The sequence below is a fragment of the Xanthomonas sp. WHRI 6108 genome (genome assembly GCF_040202385.2).
In the GTDB taxonomy this organism is placed as follows: Bacteria; Pseudomonadota; Gammaproteobacteria; order Xanthomonadales; family Xanthomonadaceae; genus Xanthomonas; species Xanthomonas arboricola.
The window spans coordinates 882,589-903,735 of the sequence record NZ_CP168198.1; the positions used below are offsets into that span (position 1 = coordinate 882,589).

16 protein-coding genes are annotated in these 21,147 nt (G+C 66.6%); 14 read left to right on the top strand and 2 right to left on the bottom strand.

The features are described 5' to 3' along the window. The first annotated feature begins 946 nt into the window (after window positions 1–946). The 6 genes from ABQ039_RS03700 (at window position 947) to fghA (ending at window position 7,817) form a co-directional block, all read left to right on the top strand. On the top strand, window positions 947–1,252 hold the full coding sequence (locus ABQ039_RS03700; RefSeq protein WP_237474936.1) for a hypothetical protein: 306 nt from the start codon (window positions 947–949) through the stop codon (window positions 1,250–1,252). Continuing rightward, window positions 1,192–4,563: a PAS domain S-box protein gene (locus tag ABQ039_RS03705; RefSeq protein ID WP_349778181.1), complete on the top strand. Its 3,372-nt coding sequence runs from the start codon at window positions 1,192–1,194 to the stop codon at window positions 4,561–4,563. The genes ABQ039_RS03700 and ABQ039_RS03705 overlap by 61 nt, the downstream gene beginning before the upstream one ends. Window positions 4,564–4,835: 272 nt before the next feature. Further along, window positions 4,836–5,111 (top strand): formaldehyde-responsive transcriptional repressor FrmR, encoded by a 276-nt coding sequence (gene frmR, locus ABQ039_RS03710; RefSeq protein ID WP_016902624.1) that lies wholly within the window; start codon window positions 4,836–4,838, stop codon window positions 5,109–5,111. Window positions 5,112–5,174: 63 nt separating this feature from the next. Next, window positions 5,175–6,284, top strand: a complete 1,110-nt coding sequence (locus ABQ039_RS03715; RefSeq protein WP_054591879.1) for an S-(hydroxymethyl)glutathione dehydrogenase/class III alcohol dehydrogenase — start codon at window positions 5,175–5,177, stop codon at window positions 6,282–6,284. A gap of 68 nt (window positions 6,285–6,352) precedes the next feature. Next, window positions 6,353–6,928 carry an S-(hydroxymethyl)glutathione synthase gene (gene gfa / locus ABQ039_RS03720; RefSeq protein ID WP_184615647.1) on the top strand — a complete coding sequence of 192 codons (576 nt, stop codon included), beginning with the start codon at window positions 6,353–6,355 and terminating at the stop codon, window positions 6,926–6,928. 58 nt (window positions 6,929–6,986) lie between these two features. Further along, the gene (fghA, locus tag ABQ039_RS03725) at window positions 6,987–7,817 is read left to right on the top strand and encodes an S-formylglutathione hydrolase (RefSeq protein ID WP_104556174.1); all 831 of its coding nucleotides are present in this window, start codon (window positions 6,987–6,989) and stop codon (window positions 7,815–7,817) included. A gap of 610 nt (window positions 7,818–8,427) precedes the next feature. On the opposite strand, the gene ABQ039_RS03730 is transcribed toward fghA, so the two are convergent. Beyond that, entirely contained in the window at window positions 8,428–9,837 is a 1,410-nt protein-coding gene (locus ABQ039_RS03730; protein WP_349778182.1) for a PLP-dependent aminotransferase family protein, read from the bottom strand. 128 nt (window positions 9,838–9,965) lie between these two features. Between ABQ039_RS03730 and ABQ039_RS03735 the strand changes: the two genes are divergently transcribed. Further along, window positions 9,966–10,757 (top strand): PhzF family phenazine biosynthesis protein, encoded by a 792-nt coding sequence (locus ABQ039_RS03735; protein WP_349778183.1) that lies wholly within the window; start codon window positions 9,966–9,968, stop codon window positions 10,755–10,757. Then, window positions 10,754–11,680: a DMT family transporter gene (locus ABQ039_RS03740; protein ID WP_349778184.1), complete on the top strand. Its 927-nt coding sequence runs from the start codon at window positions 10,754–10,756 to the stop codon at window positions 11,678–11,680. Before ABQ039_RS03735 ends, ABQ039_RS03740 begins: the two co-directional genes overlap by 4 nt. A gap of 40 nt (window positions 11,681–11,720) precedes the next feature. Here ABQ039_RS03740 and ABQ039_RS03745 read toward each other — a convergent pair whose 3' ends face one another. Next, on the bottom strand, window positions 11,721–12,059 hold the full coding sequence (locus ABQ039_RS03745) for a hypothetical protein (protein ID WP_039509881.1): 339 nt from the start codon (window positions 12,057–12,059) through the stop codon (window positions 11,721–11,723). A 1,007-nt stretch (window positions 12,060–13,066) separates the two neighbouring features. Here ABQ039_RS03745 and ABQ039_RS03750 point away from each other — a divergent pair. The 6 genes from ABQ039_RS03750 (at window position 13,067) to ABQ039_RS03775 (ending at window position 21,134) form a co-directional block, all read left to right on the top strand. Beyond that, entirely contained in the window at window positions 13,067–13,159 is a 93-nt protein-coding gene (locus ABQ039_RS03750; protein ID WP_006452907.1) for a potassium-transporting ATPase subunit F, read from the top strand. Between the two features lie 15 nt (window positions 13,160–13,174). Further along, window positions 13,175–14,989 (top strand): potassium-transporting ATPase subunit KdpA, encoded by a 1,815-nt coding sequence (gene kdpA / locus ABQ039_RS03755; RefSeq protein WP_349778185.1) that lies wholly within the window; start codon window positions 13,175–13,177, stop codon window positions 14,987–14,989. An 11-nt stretch (window positions 14,990–15,000) separates the two neighbouring features. Continuing rightward, the gene (gene kdpB / locus ABQ039_RS03760; RefSeq protein ID WP_039515790.1) at window positions 15,001–17,049 is read left to right on the top strand and encodes a potassium-transporting ATPase subunit KdpB; all 2,049 of its coding nucleotides are present in this window, start codon (window positions 15,001–15,003) and stop codon (window positions 17,047–17,049) included. 3 nt (window positions 17,050–17,052) lie between these two features. Continuing rightward, on the top strand, window positions 17,053–17,706 hold the full coding sequence (kdpC, locus tag ABQ039_RS03765) for a potassium-transporting ATPase subunit KdpC (RefSeq protein WP_184610281.1): 654 nt from the start codon (window positions 17,053–17,055) through the stop codon (window positions 17,704–17,706). Window positions 17,707–17,767: 61 nt separating this feature from the next. Continuing rightward, window positions 17,768–20,428 (top strand): sensor histidine kinase KdpD, encoded by a 2,661-nt coding sequence (locus ABQ039_RS03770; protein ID WP_039523533.1) that lies wholly within the window; start codon window positions 17,768–17,770, stop codon window positions 20,426–20,428. Continuing rightward, complete coding sequence (locus tag ABQ039_RS03775) at window positions 20,418–21,134, top strand: response regulator (protein WP_047126017.1); 717 nt, start codon at window positions 20,418–20,420, stop codon at window positions 21,132–21,134. The genes ABQ039_RS03770 and ABQ039_RS03775 overlap by 11 nt, the downstream gene beginning before the upstream one ends. The last annotated feature ends 13 nt before the right edge of the window (window positions 21,135–21,147 follow it).

Consider the following 21,147-nt stretch of genomic DNA (forward strand, 5'->3'; position numbering starts at 1 on the left):
GTACAGCCCGCCATTGCCATGTGCGTGCGGTAAGCGCATGCGCCATCCAGCCAGGGAGATTGACGATGGTCCAGACACGTTCCACAGCCGTTGCCATCAGTGCAGTGCTCGCAGTGATCGGCCTGGGCGGCTGCGCCAGTTTCTGCGGCGCACCTTCCGGCGGGCCACCGCCGCCGCCCGCGCCACCACAGGCACAGCGTGGTCCGCCACCACCACCGCCACCGAGTGCGAGCGATCTGGCCGCGATGCAGGCCTGTGCTCAAGAGCAGGGAGTGGCCTTGCCCCCGCCAGTTGCGGCCACGCCGCATCCCGATGCGCCCACGCAGGGCATGGACCGCAGTGCGTTTGAGCGCTGTCTGGCCAGCAACGGCGTGCGGCGGCCAATGCCGTTGCCCGGCGGGCCCTGGCGCGACGGCCCGGCGCCAGATCGCCCGCACGGGCCTGGCGAACCACATGGTCCGCCACCCCACGATCCCGACTTCGACGCCGCGTTGCAGGCCTGTGCCACCGCGCAAGGCATCGCGTTGCCTGCGCCTGACGCGTCGCCCCTTGGCCCGCCTCCGCCCGCGCTGTCGCAATGCCTGGAGGCCGAAGGTTTCGCGCCACTGCCGCGGCATGGCTGATCGTGCTGATCACGCCGCCCGTCGGTTCTAGCTGCTGGCGGCGACGCTGCAGCTGGAGTGAGTTGCGCAGGAGCGGCGGTCGCCCTGCACGATGCATTGCGGGATCCGGACGAAGCGGACACTGGCCGCGCTTGGCGGCCTCTACCTGGATCCTCTGACAATCGCCAGGCAGTCGCGAGGCCGACTGAAGCGATTTTCCTCCGTGATGCTTCAGCCGGGTCCTATCCGTATGCCAGGCACTCGACGACACTCTGCAGTGTCGAGCACGCTACTGACAAGCTCTTCGCCATCGATTGCGCACTGTGTGGGCTCACCCGGTACGAATGATCGACGACGATGCGCGCAGGCAAGAGCCGGCCACGATGAGTGCCGTGCCCGACGACACCATGCAGGACAACGCGGCGCTGCGGGACGAGCTTTCCGGCATGCGTCGCCTGCATGCCCTGCAGGTCAGCCTGGCGGCACAGGCCGATGCGCGCATCGCGCTGCAGGAGATCACCCGCTTGCCTGTGCCTTCGCGCGTACCGACTGCGGCTGCGTGCAACTGGTCAGTGCACACAACAGCGAGATGGAGCTGCGTGTCTATCGCGGACATGACGAACGCAGCGCATTCGTCCAGCAGTTCCTGAAGGACGGCTTCCAGGCGACCTGCGACACCGTGCGGCGCGAACGTCGGCAGTTGGTGATCGAGGACATCGAAACCTTCACCCCGTTGAAGGGAACGCCCGATTATGAGGCCGCGCTGTGCAGCGGCATCCGTGCTGCCCAGTTCACTCCGTTGTTCAATCGTGCCGGTGGCCTGCTGGGATTGCTCGGGACCCAGTTCACGGTGCCGTATCGGCCTGCGGAGCACGAACTCAGATTGCTCGAACTGCTCGCATGGACGGCTGCCGACTACATCGAGCGCCATCGCGGCGAGCTGGCCTTGCGCATGAGCGAGTCGCGGCTGGCCGCGCTGTCGGCGGCAAGTTCCGAGGTGCATTACCGCATGAGCGCCGACTGGGACGAGATGCACCAGCTGACCGCCGGCGCACGCACTGCCGATGCGATGGCGACCAGCCGTTCCTGGATCATGGATTACATCCCTGCAGAGGATCAGGCGCTGGTGCGGAGCAGGATCGATGCAGGGATCCGCGCGCGCAGCGCGATCGTGTTCGAGCACCGGGTGCGACGCGCCGATGGCAGCATTGCGTGGATGGCGACCAAGGCGGTACCGGCACTGGATGCGGACGGGCGCATCACCGAGTGGTTCGGTGCCGGCGCCGACGTTACCGCGCGCAAGCAGGCCGAGGAACATCTACGCGAAAGCGAGGCGCGGCTGACCTATGTGCTCGATCAGGTTCCGATCGGAATCGGCCTGTTCGATACGCAAGGCCGCTTCACCTACCGTAATCCACAACTGCGTGAGCAGCTGGCAGAGCGGGTGCCCTCGCGCGAGTCATTGCAGGAGCAACCGTGGGCCGGGGTCGACCAGCAGGGGCGGGCGGTTGCGATCGAGGAATTTCCCTGCGCCCGTGCGCTGCGTGGCGAAGATGCGACCATGCCGGTGGATTTCCTCGATCCCCGTGACACTGCGCAGCGCTGGTTGCGCATCACCGCGGTGGCGCTGCGCGAAGAGGACCGTGTGACCGGTGGCGTTGCGGTGGTGCAGGACGTCACGGTGCAGCGCCAGGTGCAGACGGAAGTGGGCGCGCTTGCCGAGCGCAATCGCGACATCCTCGAAAGTATTTCCGATGCCTTCTATGGCGTCGACGCGCAGGGGCGCTTCACCTACATCAACCAGAAAGCCGAGCTGCTGTGGGGGCGTTCGCGCGACCAACTGCTGGGAAACCTGCTGTGGGAGCAGTTTCCCGACTCGATCGGGTCGCTTCCGTATCAGGCGCATGTGCGCGCGGCACAGACACGCCAGGTGGTCAGACTGGAAGCCTTGTCGCCGGCATTGGGGTACTGGGTGGATATCAGCATCTATCCCACCAACGATGGTGGCATGTCGGTGTATTTCCGCGACATCTCCGACAAGAAACGCGCCGACGCGCGGCTGCGTGCCAGCGAAGAACGCTTCCGCACCGCATTGACGATCGAAACCGTCGGTGCGACCTACTTCGACATGGGCGGCCGCCTCACCGATGCCAACGACACCTTCCTGAAAATGAGCGGCTACAGCCGTGCCGACGTGGAAGCGGGCACGCTCTCCTGGCAGGCGCTGACCCCACCCGAAGCCAGGGACCTGTGCGAGCGGGCGTTCGAGGAACTCAGGACCAAGGGCAGTGCCACACCGTATGAGCGCCAATACCTGTGCAAGGACGGAATCCGGCGCTGGGCCCTGTTTGCGTCCAAGCGCTTGCCCGACGGCACCGGCTTCGAGTTCGTGCTCGACATCACCGACCGCAAGCTCACCGAAGCGGCGCTGCGCGAGGTGCAGGACCGCAATGCCTTCCTGCTGAAACTCTCCGACGCGCTGCGGCCGCTGTCCGATCCGGCTGCGATCCAGGGCGAGGCCGCGCGCGTGCTGGGCGAGCATCTGGCCGCCGGCCGCGCCTACTACGTCGAGGTGGATGCCAGGGCGCAGCAGTACGTGGTCGAGCGCGACTGGCATCAGCCCGATGAAACCAGTCATGCACGTCGTTTCGCGTTGACCGACTGGCCGATGCCCTGGCTGCTCGACGCGCAGACCTGGGTGGTGCGCGATGCCGCCACCGATCCTGCATTGCCCGACGATCAGCGCGCGGCCTATCTGGGCAACCAGATCGCTGCGCTGATCGTGGTGCCGCTGATCAAGGGCGGCCGGCTGGTGGCGACCTTCGTGGTCAATCAACGCAGCGCACGCAACTGGAATGCCGCCGAGATCCGTCTGGCAGAGGAAACCGCCGAGCGCACCTGGGCGGCGCTGGAGCGTGCGCGTGCACAGGGCGCGCTGCTCGAAAGCGAGGAGCGCTACCGGGTGATTCTGGAGAGCGCGCTCGACTACGCAATCTTTACCACCGATACGCGCGGACACATCCAGACCTGGCCACCGGGAGCGGAGGCGGTGTTCGGCTGGACCGCGGAAGAGGCGATCGGCCAACACATCGCGATGACCTTCGTTGCCGAAGATCGCCTGACCGGCGTGCCGCAGCGCGAGATCGAGCAGGCGCATTACACCGGCGGCGCGCCGAATGTGCGCTGGCATCGGTGCAAGGATGGCCGGCACGTCTTCATCGAAGGCGCAACGCGGCCGCTGCGCAATGGCAGCGCCGAGCCGCTGGGCTATCTCAAGATCGGCCAGGACGTGACCCGACGACGGCAGTGGGAAGATCGCCAGCAGGTGTTGCTGGCCGAGCTGCAGCACCGCACGCGTAATCTGATGGGTGTGGTGCGTGTGGTCTTCAATCGCACGCAGCGCAGCAGCAAGACCATCGCCGAGCTGGCGCTGATCTACAACGATCGCCTGGATGCCCTGGCGCGCGTGCAGGGCCTGCTGTCGCGCCTGAACGAGGGCGATCGTATCCTGTTCGACGAATTGATCCGGGTCGAGCTGTCGGCCATGGGCGCGATCGATGCGCAAGGCCAAGGCGACCGCGTGACACTGGACGGCCCCGCCGGCGTGCGTCTGCGCTCCAGCACCGTGCAGACCTTTGCGCTGGCCCTGCATGAGCTGGCGACCAATGCCAACAAGTACGGCGCGCTTGCACAGGCCGGCGGCCAGTTGCGGGTGCGCTGGCGCCTGCTGGGTACCGCCAAGGGCACCCGCCTGCATATCGAGTGGAGCGAGACCGGTGTGCATATGCCGGCGCCTGGCGAAGCGGCGCAGGGCTCCGGCTATGGGCGCGAGCTGATCGAACGCGCGTTGCCGTACCAGCTGCAGGCCGAGACGACTTACGCGCTGGGGCCGGACGGCGTGCGCTGCACCATCGAGCTGCCGGTATCGCAGAGCATGCGTCTGGACAGCGACGACAGCTGACGGGCGCGTGTTGCGCCTGCACATGCCCGCCAATGGCGTGCTGCAGTGCGACGGCGGCCGGCGGGCCGAATTCGCCGCCGTGCAGCAGCATGGGGCGAGGAGCTGCAGACGCCTGGATGGACCTTCAACGCCATGGCTGGCGTGGTGGTGTCGCAGCTGGACTCCGATCCAGGCCACAACCGTCAGCAGCCTCTTTGCGCCGACATGTTCACGGGCATGGATTTTTTTGGGCGAATCCATATACTGCCCCCCAGTATCTGGCCGGAGTCGTCATGCCGCATTCGCCGCAGGAAAAAAAGCGGGCGCTAGCACGCGTGCGACGTCTGCGCGGGCAATGCGACGCGCTTGAGCGCGCGCTGGAGGCGGGCGCAGACTGTGCGCCTGTGCTGCAGCAGATCGCCGCAATCCGGGGTGCCGTCAATGGGCTGATGTCGCAGGTGCTCGAAGCGCATATCCGCGAGGACTTCGGCCACGCCGCCGCTTCCGACGCGCAGCGCGCCGAGCGGGTGCAGGAGCTGCTCGGGCTGGTCCGGTCCTATCTCAAATGAACTCCCACCGGGCCGGCGCCTGCCGTGCCCGTCCTTGAACCCCATCGTCAGGAGCGCCACCACATGAAATCCCGTGCAGCAGTTGCATTCGGACCCGGCAAGCCGCTGGAAATCGTCGAGATCGACGTGGCACCGCCACAGGCCGGCGAAGTGCTGGTCCGCATCACCCACACCGGTGTGTGCCACACCGACGCGTTCACGCTGTCCGGCGACGACCCGGAGGGCATCTTCCCGTCCGTGCTGGGCCACGAGGGCGGCGGCATCGTCGAGCAGGTCGGCGAGGGCGTCACCAGCGTCAAGGTCGGCGACCACGTGATCCCGCTGTACACCGCCGAATGCCGCAAGTGCAAGTTCTGCCTGTCGGGCAAGACCAACCTGTGCCAGGCCGTGCGCGCCACCCAGGGCAAGGGCCTGATGCCCGACGGCACCACGCGCTTCTCCTACAACGGCGAGCCGATCTACCACTACATGGGCTGCAGCACCTTCAGCGAGTACACCGTGGTGCCGGAGATCTCGCTGGCGGTGGTGAACCCGGAAGCGCCGCTGGAAAAGGTCTGCCTGCTCGGTTGCGGCGTGACCACCGGCATCGGCGCGGTGCACAACACCGCCAAGGTCAAGCCGGGCGAAAGCGTGGCGGTGTTCGGCCTGGGCGGCATCGGGCTGGCGGTGATCCAGGGCGCGGTGCAGGCCAAGGCCGGGCGCATCCTGGCCATCGACACCAACCCGGGCAAGTTCGATCTGGCGCGCAGCATGGGCGCCACCGATTGCATCAACCCCAAGGACTACGACAAGCCGATCCAGGAGGTCATCGTCGAGCTGACCGATGGCGGCGTGGACTTCAGCTTCGAGTGCATCGGCAACGTCAACGTGATGCGTTCGGCGCTGGAGTGTTGCCACAAGGGCTGGGGCGAGAGCGTCATCATCGGCGTGGCCGGCGCCGGCCAGGAAATCAGCACCCGTCCGTTCCAGCTGGTGACCGGCCGCGTATGGCGCGGGTCGGCCTTCGGCGGCGTCAAGGGACGGACCCAGTTGCCGGGCATGGTGGAGCAATCGATGAACGGCGAGATCGATCTCGATCCGTTCATCACCCACACCATGCCGCTGGAAGAGATCAACGAGGCCTTCCACCTGATGCACGAAGGCAAGTCGATCCGCACCGTGATCCATTTCTGACCGTACGGCCAGGAGCGGCGCGCGGCCGCTTCCGCGCACGTGGTACCCGATACTCCGGGAGGGGCATGATGACCAGCGTCTCGATTCATCCTTCGGTAGACAGTGGTATAGCGCGTGGCGGTGCGGAGAGCTTTCAGGGCGGAACCCTTGAATGCCACTGCGCCAGCGACAAGGTGACCGTGGACGTGGCTGCGCAGACCGCGCACAACCACGCCTGCGGCTGCAGTAAATGCTGGAAGCCGGAAGGCGCGACCTTTTCGGTGATTGCAGTGGTGCCGCGCGACAAGGTCACGGTGACCGCGCATGCGGAAAAGCTCAAGATCGTCGACGAAAGCGCGGCGATCCAGCGGCATGCGTGCACCGGCTGCGGCGTGCATATGTTCGGTCGCATCGAAGACAAGGGGCACGCGTTTTACGGTCTGGACTTCATCCATACCGAGTTATCGCGGCAGTCGGGCTGGTCGCCGCCGGGCTTTGCGGCGTTCGTGTCCTCCATCATCGAAACCGGCACGCCGCCGGCGGACATGGACGGCGTGCGCGCGCGTCTCAACGAGCTCGGGCTGACCCCGTACGACTGCCTGTCGCCGGGATTGATGGATGCGCTGGCCGCCAACGTGGCACGCAAGAAAGGTTTGCTGCACTGATCGTCCAACCCCGCGGCCGGCGCTCGTGCCGGCCGCGGGTTTTTATCGAAGGAATCTCATGGAACGTATCGAACACCATGCCTGTTTTGGCGGCTGGCAAGATGTCTACCGGCATCAGTCGCAGAGCTTGAACTGCAGCATGCAGGTCGGCGTCTATCTGCCGCCACAGGCCGCCGATGGCCCGTTACCGGTGCTGTATTGGCTGAGCGGGCTGACCTGCACCGAACAGAACTTCATCAGCAAGGCCGGCGCGCAGCGGTATGCGGCCGAGCACGGCGTGATCCTCGTCGCGCCCGACACCAGCCCGCGTGGCGACGATGTGGCCGACGCGGATGGCTACGACATCGGCAAGGGCGCCGGCTTCTATGTCGACGCCACCGAGCAGCCGTGGGCGGCGCACTACCGCATGTACGACTATGTGGTGAACGAATTGCCGGCGTTGATCGAAGCGCAGTTCGCCACCACCGGTGCACGCGCGATCAGCGGCCACTCGATGGGAGGCCATGGCGCCTTGACCATCGCGTTGAAGAATCCGGGCCGCTATCGCAGCGTGTCGGCATTCTCGCCGATCGTCGCGCCCAGCCAGGTGCCATGGGGCGAGAAGGCATTCGGCCAGTATCTGGGGGCGGACCGCGCAGCGTGGCAAGCGTACGACGCCACCGCGTTGATCGCACAGGCACAGGAGCGCCTGCCGCTGTTGATCGATCAGGGCGATGGCGACGAATTCCTCGAGAACCAGCTGAAGACGTCGCTGTTTGAACAGGCCGCCAAGGCCGCCGGTTATCCGGTCACGGTGCGGCTGCAGCCCGGTTACGACCACAGCTATTACTTCATCGCCAGCTTTATCGGCGAACACATCGCGCACCACGCCGCGGCGTTGCGTGGTTGATCGGCTGGTCGAGTGCGCGGTAGGTGCGTGGTATGTGATGGTGAATGGTGGATGGTGGTGCGCATTGCGTTACGTTGCATTGCCGCGCTGCCGTGTTGCGTGTGCCGCGGCTTGAGCAAGGCGTCGAATCGACCTCCCTTCTCCTATCGGAGAAGGTGCCCCTCAGGGGCGGATGAGGGTACGGGCTCACTGGCGGATGAGGTGACGAGCAAAGCTGGTGGAGCAGGCAGGCGGGCTTGTAGAGCAGCCGATCTGCGGCGTGGCTGCAGGGCCCTTGCCCGCCCACCATCGCGGGACACGCCGCAAGTACGTCCATGTAGGCTCTCACGCGGCATCCATGCCGCGTAAGGTCCCGCGACGGTGAGCGGGCAAGGACCAGGCGAGATGGTCGGTGTGCTGGTGCAAGCAGAGCATGGCGTGCCGTTGTTTGGATAACGGCGTCCTGTCAGCTTTTCAATACAGCGCATTCAACAGGCAGGCTTCAACACAACGCCCTGCAGACTTCCTGGTAAGGCGCGCAAGCAGCCTTTTCGCATCTGAAGTCTGCATCGACCAGCTGCGTCACATCATTATCTTGTCGGCTATAGCCATTGCCACAAACCAAGAACGGCTAACGCACCACCTGCGCCGCAAGCTTGCCCAATCGGCGCATCGCGCGCTCCAGCGTGTCGCTCCATGGCTGGCCGCAGGTCAGCCGCAGGTGGTCTGCGTAGTCGCCACGGCTGGAGTACAGATGACCGGGCGAGGTGCCGATGCGTTCTGCCAGTGCGGCCTCGAACACGGCCTGGCCGCTACCGCCGTCGGGCAATTGCAGCCATAGCGATAACCCGCCTGCCGGGTCGCCCACGCGCGTGCCTTCCGGCCAATGCCGCACGATGGCATCGCGCAGCCGCTGCCCGTTGTCGGCCAGGGTGCGGCGCAGCTTGCGCAGGTGCCGTTCCAGATCGTGTTGCGCCAGGTAATCGGCCAGTGCCAGTTGCGGCAGGCTGGCGCTGCCGACGGTTGAAAAGTACTTGGCGCGCACCAGGGCGTCGGTCCAGTCGCCACCCAGCAACCACCCCACCCGCAGGCCGGGCGAGAGCACCTTGGAGAACGAGCCGCAGGTGATCACGTTGGCATGCGTATCGAAATGGCGCAGCGGACGTGGACGTTGGCCCGACCAATCCAGTTCGCCGTAGATATCGTCTTCGATCACCACGGTGCCATGGCGTGCGCAGCTGTCGAGCAATGCGCGCTTGGCGCTGTCGGGCGTGAGGCTGCCGCTTGGATTGTTGAAGTTGGGAATCAGCACTGCCGCACGCACCGGCGTGCGCTGCAACAGCGTATCCAGACGCGCGATATCGATGCCCTGGCCGGGACGGTTGGGTACCTCCAGCACCTTCAGGCGCAGTGCCGCCACCGCCTGCAGGATGCCGTGATACGTGGGCGTTTCCACCAGCACCACATCGCCTGGTGCGGTGAGCGTGCGCAGCGCCAGGCTGATCGCCTCCATCGCGCCGGCGGTGATCACCACTTCTTCTGCGTCGACGGTGGTTGCGCAGTGTGCATAACGTTGTGCGATCTGGCGGCGCAGTGCGGCGTGCCCTTGCGGCGGTGCGTAATCCAACGCCGCCGTGCGCTGGCGACGCAGCTGCCGCGACAGGGCTGCGGCCAGTTGCGCGGTGGGCAATAACGCAGGCGCGGGGGTGGCAGTGTGCAGCGGCACCAGGTCGGTACGCGCCAAGGTGTCGAGTACGTGCTGCAAGGCGGGGTTGTCGACCATGCCCGGTTTGCGCCGACGTGGGACGGGTGCGGCGGCCGGCAATGCAGGCGCCGCACTGCGCACGAAGTAGCCCGAGCGCGGGCGCGCTTGCACGCGCCCCTCGCGTTCCAGTTGCAGGCAGGCCTGCACGGCGGTGGCGGTGCTGATGCCATGGTTGGCGGCCAGTTGCCGGATCGAGGGCAGGCGCTCGCCGGCACGCAGGGTGCCGCCTTCGATCTGCTGCCGCAGCTGCCTGGCCAGCGATTCGTACAGCAGCATCTGCGGGCGCCTTCCATCTGTATTGGTCGATTTGCAGCGTATCTGAATCTGTGATGGTCGGGTAGCACGTTGCAGACTGGCCGTGCCCGGTGAGTACGCCGGGTATCTTCCCCTCTGTGAGGTTGGCCGTGCTACTTCCTGTGTTTATCGTCGATGCGTTCACCACGCTGCGTTTCAAGGGCAATCCGGCAGCCGTGGTGCCATTGCAGGCCTGGTTGCCGGAGCCGGTGATGCAGGCCATCGCCAGCGAACACAATCTTTCGGAGACCGCCTTCTTCGTTCGCGACGACAGTGGCGTATTCGACATCCGCTGGTTTTCTCCGCTCAAGGAGGTCGGCTTCTGCGGGCATGCGACCTTGGCCAGCGCGTTCGTGATCGCGACGCACCAGCTGGCGGCGTTTCCACTACGCTTGCGTGCGCCGGCTGTCGGTGAGATCGCCGTTGCCAGGATGGATGAGCGCAGCTTCGAACTACGCTTCCCCAACCAGGAGCCGTCGCTACTGCAGGTGGTGCCGCACGCGTTGTCTGAGTCGTTATCGATCGCGCCCCAAGCTGTCTATGCGAATGCGCAGGCGTATATCGCTGTCTACGCCGACCAAACACAGGTGCGTGCGGTGACGCCGGATCTGGGCCGGATGCTGGCGCTGGCGCCGCGCGATGTGGCGGTCACCGCACCAGGCCTTGAGTATGATTTTGTCTCCCGCTATTTCTGGCCCTGCAACGGCGGTAGCGAAGATCCGGTCACCGGATCGATTCATGCCGCGCTTGCGCCGCTGTGGGCGCAGCGGCTGGGCAAGACGCAGCTCACCGCGCTGCAGGTCTCCGCGCGTGGCGGCGAACTGCAGTGCCGGGTCGAGCCGCGGCATGTCTACGTGCGCGGCAGCGCTGTCCAGTATCTGCAGGGAACCATTGCGCTATGAACACTCCCCTATCTGTGCATGCAGTATCGGCCGGCGCTGGGCGACGGGCGGTCTGGCAATTGCTGGTTGCCGAAGTCCTGATCGGTTCGGTCGGCGTATTCGTCCACGAAAGCGGGCAGGATCCGGTGACGGCGGTGTTCTATCGCTGCCTGTTCGGGGCGCTGTTTCTTACCTTATGCGGCTTGGTCGGTGGACAGCTACGAGGGCTGTGGCGCGAGCGTGCGCTGTTGCGCGATGCCATCGTCAGCGGTGTGCTGCTGGTGTTGAATTGGGTGGCGTTGTTCGCCGGCATGGCGCGCTCGTCGATCGGCGTGGCGACCATGGTCTACCACGTGTTTCCGTTCGTGATGTTGCTGCTGGCCGCGCTGGTGCAAGGCGAGCGCACGCGGCGTGTCGATCTGGGCTGGACGTTGCTGGCATTCGTCGGCGTGGCCTGCTCGGCAAATCCGGCGCGGTTGTGGCAGGCGGCCGACCGTGGCTATCTGATCGGCATTGCACTCACGCTGTTGGCGGCGTTGCTATGCGGTGCGTCGCTGCTGATGTCGCGCCGTATCAGCCGCGAGCGGCCGCTGGCAGTGGTGACGGTGCAGTGTTGGGTCGGCACGTTCCTGCTGGCCGGGTTTTCCAGCAGTGCGGCGTTGCATCCGGGCCTGCATTGGCTGTGGCTGGCGGGCCTGGGCGTGATCCACAGCGGCATCGTCTATGTGCTGTTCTATTCGTCCTATCGCCATCTGCATGTGGCCACGATTGCGGTGCTGGCGTTCGTGTATCCGCTGGTGACGCTACTGCTGGACTATCTGCTCTATGGCCACGCATTGGTGCCGGTGCAGTGGCTGGGTCTGGCGCTGATCGTGGTGGGCACGCTGGCGGTGAATCTGAAATGGCGCTGGCCGCGGCGTGTGGCAGACAGCGCACCGGCCTGAGCGAAATGCCGCCGCGTCGTGCACGCAGCGGCCGTGGAACTCAACGTACGTCGCGCAGTTCCCAGTGGTGCCCGGCCAGGGCCTGCATGCGTTGCTTGAGCAGGTCGCCGGGAATGCTGGTGGTGGCGACCAGGTCCACACGCAGATCGCCCTGCTTGCCGGTAACCGTGGCCGACGGATCGGTCACGCCCAGGCTGGGGTCCACCGCGTCCGGGTCGGCCTGCAGCTGGCGCCAGCGATCGAACCAGGCCGGATCACGCAAGGCGGCCTGCAACTGTTCGGCAAAGGCCTCGGCACCATGGGCACTAAAGCTTACGCTCGCATCGCCGCCGCGGGCGAGCTTGGGGTCGGGCAGGCTGATCGAGTAGCTGACAGGCATGTGCAAGGACTCTGATGGATGACGCCGGTACGTTAGTGCAGCGGCGGTGAGTGCTCCGTCGACAGGTGGGGACACGTGGGAGCCTCCAGGTGCGGCGTCACGGCTTGTTCCGCGAGCGGGGAGGGCGCTGTGTGCTCGCCTCGCCAGGTTTTGACGGCATCTGGTGAGCGAGGCTGCGACTCGGAATCCCGGTTGTCTTTGTGTCCTTGTGTATTAGGGATGAGGTCGCGCGGCTAGATCAGTTGTAGAGCGGCTGATCTGCGGCTCCACTGCAGGGCCCTTTGCCCGCCCACCCTCGCAGGACACGCCGCAAGTACGTCCATGTAGGCTCTTACGCAGCATCCATGCTGCGTAAGGTCCCGCGACGGTGGGCGGGCAAGGACCAGTCCAGATGGTCGGTGCGCACGGGTAAGCAGGGTATGGGATGCATCGTTTGCAGCATGCCCAATCAGTTGCCAAGACGAGCCAAGCAATCAGCAGGCTTTCAATGAAGCAACCTCAAAACGTCCTGGAGCGGTGACCTTGCCGGTTCCGGGACCCTTGGCGGCATGGATGCCGCCAAGGAGCCTCCATGGACGGATTTACGGCGTGTCCCGGAAGTGGTGAGGGCACCGCGCCCTCGACCAACGAGGCTCTGCTCCAACCTCATAACGCCCTGACTCAAAACCTGGTCGTCCTGAGTTGGGACTAGAGGCGGAAGTTGTCCGGAAACGACTGCATAGCGTGGAGACGTGACTGCAGACCGTCGCCACACAGCATTTATGCGGAATTTACGCGGCGGCTGTTGCAGGTCCATAGCGACTTTACGCAGCCCGGGAAGACACTGCGCGGGTTGGCGGAGCGGTTCCGCCGTGGACGATCCCGATGCATCCCTTGACCTGTCTGCTCCATCGCCGCTGCGCGCGCGGTGCGGCAGCGCTTTGCCTTGTCGGCCTGCAGACGCTGCATGCGCCGCCGCATCTCGCATCCATCGCGCCGCGTTGCGCGCGTCTTGGGGAGTAGCTGACATGCCTGCCTGGTTGTCCCTGTTGTGCGGCGTGGCCGTACTCGTTGCCGCCGCGTACCTGTTGTACGTGGTCCTGCGCCCCGAAGACTTCTGATGCGAGTGCGCTCCAATGATTGAAACTCTCCTTGTCTACGCGCTGGCCATCGTGCTGGCCTGGCCCCTGGGCCGTTATCTGGCAGCGGTGATGCGCGGCGCCCCGATGCGTGGCGACGTGCTGTTCGGCTGGATCGAACGGCCGTTGTATGCGTTGCTCGGTACCCGCCCGCAGCAGGGGATGTCCTGGCGTGGGTATGCGGTAGCTTTCCTGCTCAGCAACCTGGTTGTCGGCCTGCTCACCTGGGCAGTGTTCATGACCCAGGCGTGGCTGCCGTTCAACCCGGACGCCATTCCGAACATGCGCTGGGACACCGCGCTGCACACCATGGTGTCATTCGTTACCAACACCAATCAGCAGCACTACTCGGGCCAGGCGCAGTTGTCGTATCTGGCGCAGATGACCGGCATCGTCGGCCTGCAGGTGGTCACGCCGATGATGGGTCTGGCATTGGCGGTGGCGACCTTGCGCGCATTGTTCGGTGGGCGGGCGGTCGCAACTGTGTCCGACGCCTTGCCGGCATCCAATGCGACGGTCAGCGCCAAGCCACGGGTGGCCGGGCTGGAGGAGCCGGAGATCGTCACGCCGCGCCCGGGGCGGCAGCAGTCGGCTGCCGGATTGGAGGCGTTGCCGGAGGCAGACGTCGGCAATTACTGGGCGGATGTGATCCGCGCCAGCGTGCGTGTGTTGCTGCCGCTGTGCCTGCTGTGGACCGTGCTGCTCGGCTGGCAGGGCGTGCCCTCCACGCTGCAGGGTGCGGCTACCGCCGCACCGCTGGACAGCAGCGCCGGCATGCCCAAGCAGACCATTCCGGTCGGGCCGGTTGCGGCGATGGTCGCGGTCAAGCAGCTCGGCACCAACGGTGGCGGCTGGTACGGCCCCAACAGTTCGGTGGCGCTGGAAAACCCCACGCCGCTGAGCAACCTGCTGGAGACCTTGGCGCTGGTGCTGTTGCCGATGAGCGTGGTGTTCATGGTCGGCTACCTGACCGGGCGCAAGCGTCTCACCGCGTTGGTGTTCGGCACCATGCTGACGATGTCGGTCGCATCCACCGCGCTGTTGCTGTGGTCCGAAGCGCATTCGGCCAGCGCCAGCTCGGCTGCCTTGATGGAAGGCAAGGAGGTGCGTGTCGGCGCAGATGCGTCTGCGTTGTGGGCGGCCTTGACCACGCAGACCTCCAACGGCTCGGTCAATGCGATGCACGATTCGCTGGCGCCGTTGAGCGGCCTGGTCACGCTGGTGGACATGCTGATCAACGCGATCTGGGGCGGCATCGGCTGCGGCCTGCAGCAGTTCGTGGTGTATCTGCTGCTGAGCGTGTTCCTGGCCGGTTTGATGACCGGGCGCACGCCGGAGTTGTTCGGCCGCAAGATCGAAGCGCGCGAGGTGCAGTTGCTTGCGCTGCTGATCCTGCTGCAGCCATTGGTGGTGCTGGGCTTCACTGCAGTGGCGCTGGCGGTGCCGGCATTTACCGCCAATTCCAATCCCGGCTTCCACGGCATCAGTCAGGTGTTCTACGAGTACACCTCGGCCTTTGCCAACAACGGGTCGGGTTTCGAAGGCCTGGGCGATGCGACGTACTGGTGGAACCTGAGTTGCTCGGCGGTGCTGGCATTGGGCCGCTATCCCGCGCTGATCCTGCCGCTGATGGTTGCCGCGCGCATGGCGGTGAAGCGGCGCGCGCCGGAATCGGCCGGCAGCCTGCAAGTCGAAACGCCAACCTTCGCGCTGACCCTGATGGCGATCGTGCTGGTGCTCACCGTGCTGCAGTTCATGCCGGCACTGGTGCTGGGTCCTATCGCTGAACACCTCGCCCTGGCGGCGTCCTGAGAGTTTGAGCAATGTCTACGATCGATACGACTGAAAAACGCGCGCGCGGTGACGCGGCGTTGTTCGACGCCGCCGTGCTGGTGGCGGCGATGCGCGCGGCCTTCCTCAAGTTGGCGCCGCGGCATCTGCTGCGCAGCCCGGTGATGGCGGTGGTGATGGGTGGCACGCTGCTGGCGGCGGTGATCACCGCCAGCGGGTATGGCAATGCCGGGTTCGGCTGGGCGGTGACGGCGATCCTGTTCGTCACCGTGCTGTTCGGCAATTTCGCCGAGGCCATCGCCGAGGCGCGCGGGCGTGGGCAGGCCGCATCGCTGCGCCGTGCGCGCAAGGATCTGGTCGCCCGCCGGGTGGAAACCGCACTCGGCGGCCGCGAGACCCGCGTGCCGGCGGCAGAGCTGCGCCCGGGCGACTACGTGATGGTGTCCGAAGGCGAATTCGTCCCGGCCGATGGCGAGATCGTGCGCGGCGTTGCAACGATCAATGAAGCGGCGGTCACCGGCGAATCGGCACCGGTACTGCGCGAGGCCGGCACCGATCGCAGTGGCGTGATCGGCGGAACGCGCGTGCTCTCCGACGAGATCGTGTTCAAGGTCACCGCCGAGCCGGGGCATAGTTTCCTGGATCGCATGATCGCCTTGGTGGAAGGCGCCAACCGGCAGAAGACGCCGAACGAAATCGCGCTCACCTTGTTGCTGGCGGCGATGACGCTGACCTTCCTGATCGTGGTGGCCTCGCTGCCGGCGATTGCGGGTTTTGTCGGCGTTACGCTGGATCCGCTGTTGCTGATCGCGCTGCTGGTGTGCCTGATCCCGACCACCATCGGCGGGTTGTTGCCGGCGATCGGCATTGCCGGCATGAACCGCGCGCTGTCTGCCAATGTGCTGGCCAAATCCGGCAAGGCGGTGGAAGTGGCCGGCGACGTGGACGTGCTGTTGCTCGACAAGACCGGCACCATCACCTACGGCGACCGGCAGGCCACCGCGTTCCATCCGCTGGCCGGTATCGACCGTGCGCAGCTGCGCGATGCGGCAATGCTGGCCTCGCTGGCCGACCCGACGCCGGAAGGCAAATCTATCGTCAAGCTGGCACGCCAGCAGGGCGCGGTGGCGGTCGAGCCGGAGGGCGCGCATTTCATCGGCTTCACCGCGCAGACCCGCATGTCCGGCGTGGATCTGGCCGGGCGCAGCATCCGCAAGGGTGCCGGCGATGCGATCGTGGCCTATGTGCAGGCGCAGGGCGCCACGGTGTCGCCGGAGTTGAATGGCCGCATCGAAGAAGTCGCGCGCGGCGGCGCCACCCCGCTGGTGGTGGCCGAAGGCCGGCATGTGCTGGGCGTGGTCGAGCTGAGCGATGTGGTCAAGCAAGGCATCAAGGAAAAGTTCGCGCAGCTGCGTGCGATGGGCATCAAGACGGTGATGATCACCGGCGACAACCCGCTCACGGCCGCCGCGATTGCCGCCGAAGCCGGCGTGGACGACTACATCGCCCAGGCGCGCCCGGAAGACAAGCTGGCCCGCATCCGCGCCGAGCAGGCCGGCGGGCGGCTGGTGGCGATGGTCGGCGACGGTACCAACGATGCGCCGGCGCTTGCCCAGGCCGACGTGGGCCTGGCGATGAACTCCGGCACGCAGGCGGCCAAGGAGGCCGGCAACATGGTCGATCTGGATTCGGATCCGGCCAAACTGCTGGCGGTGGTCGAAGTGGGCAAGCAGCAGCTGATCACGCGCGGTGCGTTGACCACGTTCTCGTTGGCCAACGATGTGTCCAAGTATTTCGCGATCCTGCCGGCGCTGTTTGCCGCGGCGATTCCGTCGATGGCCGCGCTCAACGTGATGCAGTTGTCCAACCCGCGGCATGCGGTGCTGGCGGCGTTGATCTTCAATGCACTGATCATCCCGGCATTGATTCCGCTGGCGTTGCGCGGCGTGCGCTTTCGCCCGTCCAGCGCCACGGCCCTGCTGCGCCGGAACATGCTGATGTACGGCGTCGGTGGCGTGTTGCTGCCGTTTGCCGCGATCAAGTTGATCGACCTGGCGCTTGTCGCCACCCTGGGGAACTGAGTCATGACGATTTCTTCGAAAACCGGTCCGTCCACGGCGCAGCCGTTGCGCGACGACGGCGCCCTGCGCGGGGCGGTGATGCTGGCGTTGTTCATCCTGCTGGGCCTGGGCCTGAGCTATTCGCTGGTCGCCACCGGCATCACCGGTGCGCTGTTCCCCGCGCAGGCGCACGGCTCGTTGCTGCGCGATGACACGCGTGTGGTCGGCTCGGCCCTGGTGGCGCAGCCGTTTGCCGACGCGCGCTATTTCCAGCCACGCCCCTCGGCGGCCAAGTACGACCCGAGCGCGGCGGCCGGCAGCAACCAGGCGCGTTCCAATCCCGACCTGCAAAGCCGCATTGCCGCCACGCGCGCCGAGGTGGCTGCACGCGACGGCATCGCACCGGAGGCGGTCCCCGCCGAACTGATCACCCAATCCGGCAGTGGCCTGGATCCACACCTGAGCCCGGCCGGCGCCCAGGTCCAGGTGCGTCGCGTCGCCGCCGCGCGCGGCTGGCCGGAACAGCGCGTGGCTTCGCTGGTACGGGCCGCCACCGAACAGCCACAGTTCGGCCTGCTCGGGCAGCCGCGGGTGAATGTGCTGGCACTGAACCTGGCGCTGGATCGCGCGGGGAATGGGGAGTCGGGAATCGGGAATGGGCCAAGGCAACAGCACTAGAGCTGTCAGCTCGCGGTAGGCTGCACCAATCCCCAATCCCGCTTCCCCAATCCCGGCCTCCATGATTGACGCCCGCACCCAACAAGCCGACGCGCTGATCGGCGAACTGCAGCGCGAACATGGCGGGCGCCTGACCGTGTTTCTGGGCGCGGCGCCCGGGGTGGGCAAGACCTACGCAATGCTGTCGCGGGCGCGCGAGCGCCTGCGCCAGGGCATGGACGTGGTGGCCGGAGTGGTGGAAACCCATGGCCGCAGCGAAACCGCGGCACTGCTGGATGGCCTGCCGCTGCTGCCGCGCACCCGCATCAACTACCAGGGCCGGGAGCTGGAAGAACTCGACCTGGACGCGTTGCTGGCGCGCAAGCCGAAGCTGGCGCTGATCGACGAGCTGGCCCATCGCAACGTGCCGGGCAGCCGGCACGAGCGGCGCTGGCAGGACATCGTGGAACTGCTCGATGCCGGCATCGATGTCTACACCACGGTCAACATCCAGCACCTGGAAAGCCTCAACGACATCGTGCTGCGCATCACCGGCGTGCGCGTGTCCGAAACCGTGCCCGATGCGGTGTTCGACCGCCTGCGCGACATCGTGCTGGTGGACCTGCCGCCGCGCGAACTGATCGAGCGCCTGCAGCAGGGCAAGGTGTATCTGCCCGAGCAGGCGACACAGGCCTTGCAGGCGTTTTTCTCGCCTTCCAACCTCACCGCGCTGCGCGAGCTGGCGATGCAGACCGCGGCCGACCGCGTCGACAGCGATCTGCGCGACACCCAGGCCGCACGCGGTTTGCCGGGCACTGCCGCCTTGCGCCGCCGCGTGGTGGTGGCCATCGATGGGCGTGGCAGCTCGGATTATCTGGTGCGGGTGGCGCGGCGGTTGTCCGAACGACGCGATGCCCCGTGGACGGTGGTCACCGTGCAGACGCGCACCGTGGCCGACGCCGCCTGGCAGCTGGAGATCGACCGCGCGTTCGCACTGACACGCCGCCTGGGGGGCGATACCGCGCTGCTGCATGGTGCCAACGTCGCCGAGGCGTTGCTGGATTTCGCCGCGCAAAACGGCGTGTCCACGCTGGTGCTGGGGCGCACGCGCGAACGCCCGCTGGCGCGCATGTTCAACCGCACGCTGACCCAGCAACTGCTGCAACGTGGCGCGCATTACGAACTGGTCATCGTCAGCTCCGCCGATGCGCGCGCACGCGCACGCCAGCGTTGGCGCAATCCACGCCAGTGGTTGCAGCGCTACGACCTGGCGTTCGCGGCGATCGCCGCCGCTGCCGCGGTCGCGGTGGCGTGGGTGATCCAGCGCTGGACCGACATCGACGACCTGTCGATGGTGTTCATCGTCGCGGTGGTGCTGGTGGCCTCGCGCACGCGCATGGCTGCCGCGGTGATCGCCGCGCTGCTGAGTTTTGTCGCCTACAACTTCTTCTTCATCGAACCGCGCTTCACCCTGCACATCAGCGCGCGCCAGGGCGTGGTGACGGTGTGCCTGTTCCTGATTGCCGCCCTGGTCGCCGGCCGCCTGGCCTCGCGCCTGCGCAGCCAGGTGCTGGCCTTGCGCGCCGCCAATGCGCATGCCAATGCGCTGCAGACGCTGGCCCGCGAGCTCAGCACCGCCGCCGATCTGGGGCAGGTGCTGGAAGCCGGCCGTCGCGCGCTGGCCACGGCCCTGGATGCCGAGGCCTGGTTGCGTCTGGAGCAGCGCGAAAGCGACGCACCGGCCAGCTTCGGTGCACTCGATCGCAGCGCGGCGGACTGGACCCAGCGCCACGGTCAGCCGGCCGGCCGCTTCACCGATACACTGGCCGGTGCGCAGTGGTGGTGCCTGCCGGTGCGGCACGAACGCGGCAGCCTGGGGGTGGCCGCGCTGCGCTTTCGTCAGAGCGTGCAGCGGCCCGGCCTGGAGGAGCGTCGGCTGGCCGAAGCGATGGTGGAGGACATCGGCCAGGCGGCGCTGCGCACGCGCCTGGTCGCCGATCTGGAAGGCGCGCGCGTCAGTGGCGAAACCGAGCGCCTGCGCTCGGCATTGCTGTCCTCGGTCTCGCACGATCTGCGCTCGCCGCTGGCCTCGATGATCGGCTCGGCCAGCAGCCTGGCCAGCTACGGCGATGCGATGGACGCGCAAGACCGCCACAGCCTGCTCGACACCATCCAGCTCGAAGGCGAGCGGCTGGATCGCTACATCCAGAACCTGCTCGACATGACCCGGCTCGGCCACACCGGGCTGACCTTGAAGCGCGACTGGATCGGCGTGGACGAGCTGATCGGCTCGGCCACGCGGCGGCTGCAGCGCTACCAGCCGGCGGTGCGCCTGCAACTGGATCTGGCCGCCGACCTGCCGGCGATCTGGGTGCACCCGGCACTGGTGGAACAGGCCATCTTCAACGTGCTGGAGAATGCGGCGAAATTTTCGCCAGCCGGTGTGGCCGTCACCGTGCAGGCACGGCTGCAGGCCGGCGCCCTGCAGATCGATATCGGCGACCAGGGTCCCGGCATTCCCGAGGACGAGCGCGCGCGCATTTTCGACATGTTCTACAGCGTGGAGCGTGGCGACCGCGGCCGTCACGGCACCGGGCTGGGCCTGACCATCTGCCAGGGCATGATCGGCGCGCATGGCGGCAGCGTGGAGGCGCTGGCCGGCGCCGATGGTCACGGCACCACGATCCGCATTACGCTGCCGTTGCTCGTTCCCGCCGCGCCACCTCGCCCCGATGCCGACTGACTCCACTGCCATCCCGCCTGCCCGCGTGCTGATCGTCGACGACGAGCCGCAGATCCGCCGCTTTCTCGACATCAGCCTGCGTGCGCAGGGTTACCGCGTGCTGCAGGCCGGCACCGCCGAAGAAGGCCTGGCCACGCTGGCCGGGCAGGGCGCCGAACTGGTGGTGCTGGACATCGGCCTGCCCGATCGCGACGGCCACGAGGTGCTGCGCGAGATCCGCCAGTGGTCCAACGTGCCGGTGATCATGCTCACCGTGCGCGCCGGCGAAACCGAAAAGGTCGCCGCGCTCGATGCCGGCGCCAACGACTACGTCACCAAGCCGTTCGGCGTGCAGGAACTGATGGCGCGCATCCGCGCGCTGCTGCGCCAGGCCGGCGCCGGCAGCACGGTGGAAGAGAGCGTGTTCGACGACGGCCGCCTGCACATCCACCTGGGCCTGCGCGAGGTCACCCTCGATGGCGAAGCGGTGCCCTTGAGCCGCAAGGAATACGCCCTGCTCGCGCTGCTGCTCAAGCACGCCGGCCGCGTGGTCACCCAGCCGCAACTGCTGCGCGAGGTGTGGGGCCCCACCCACGAGGAAGACACCCATTACCTGCGCATCCTGGTCGGCAAGCTGCGCCAGAAACTGCACGACGATGCCGCCGACCCGCATTACATCGTCACCGAACCGGGCGTGGGTTTGCGCTTTATCGGGGTGACGCGCTGAGGCGACAACGCCA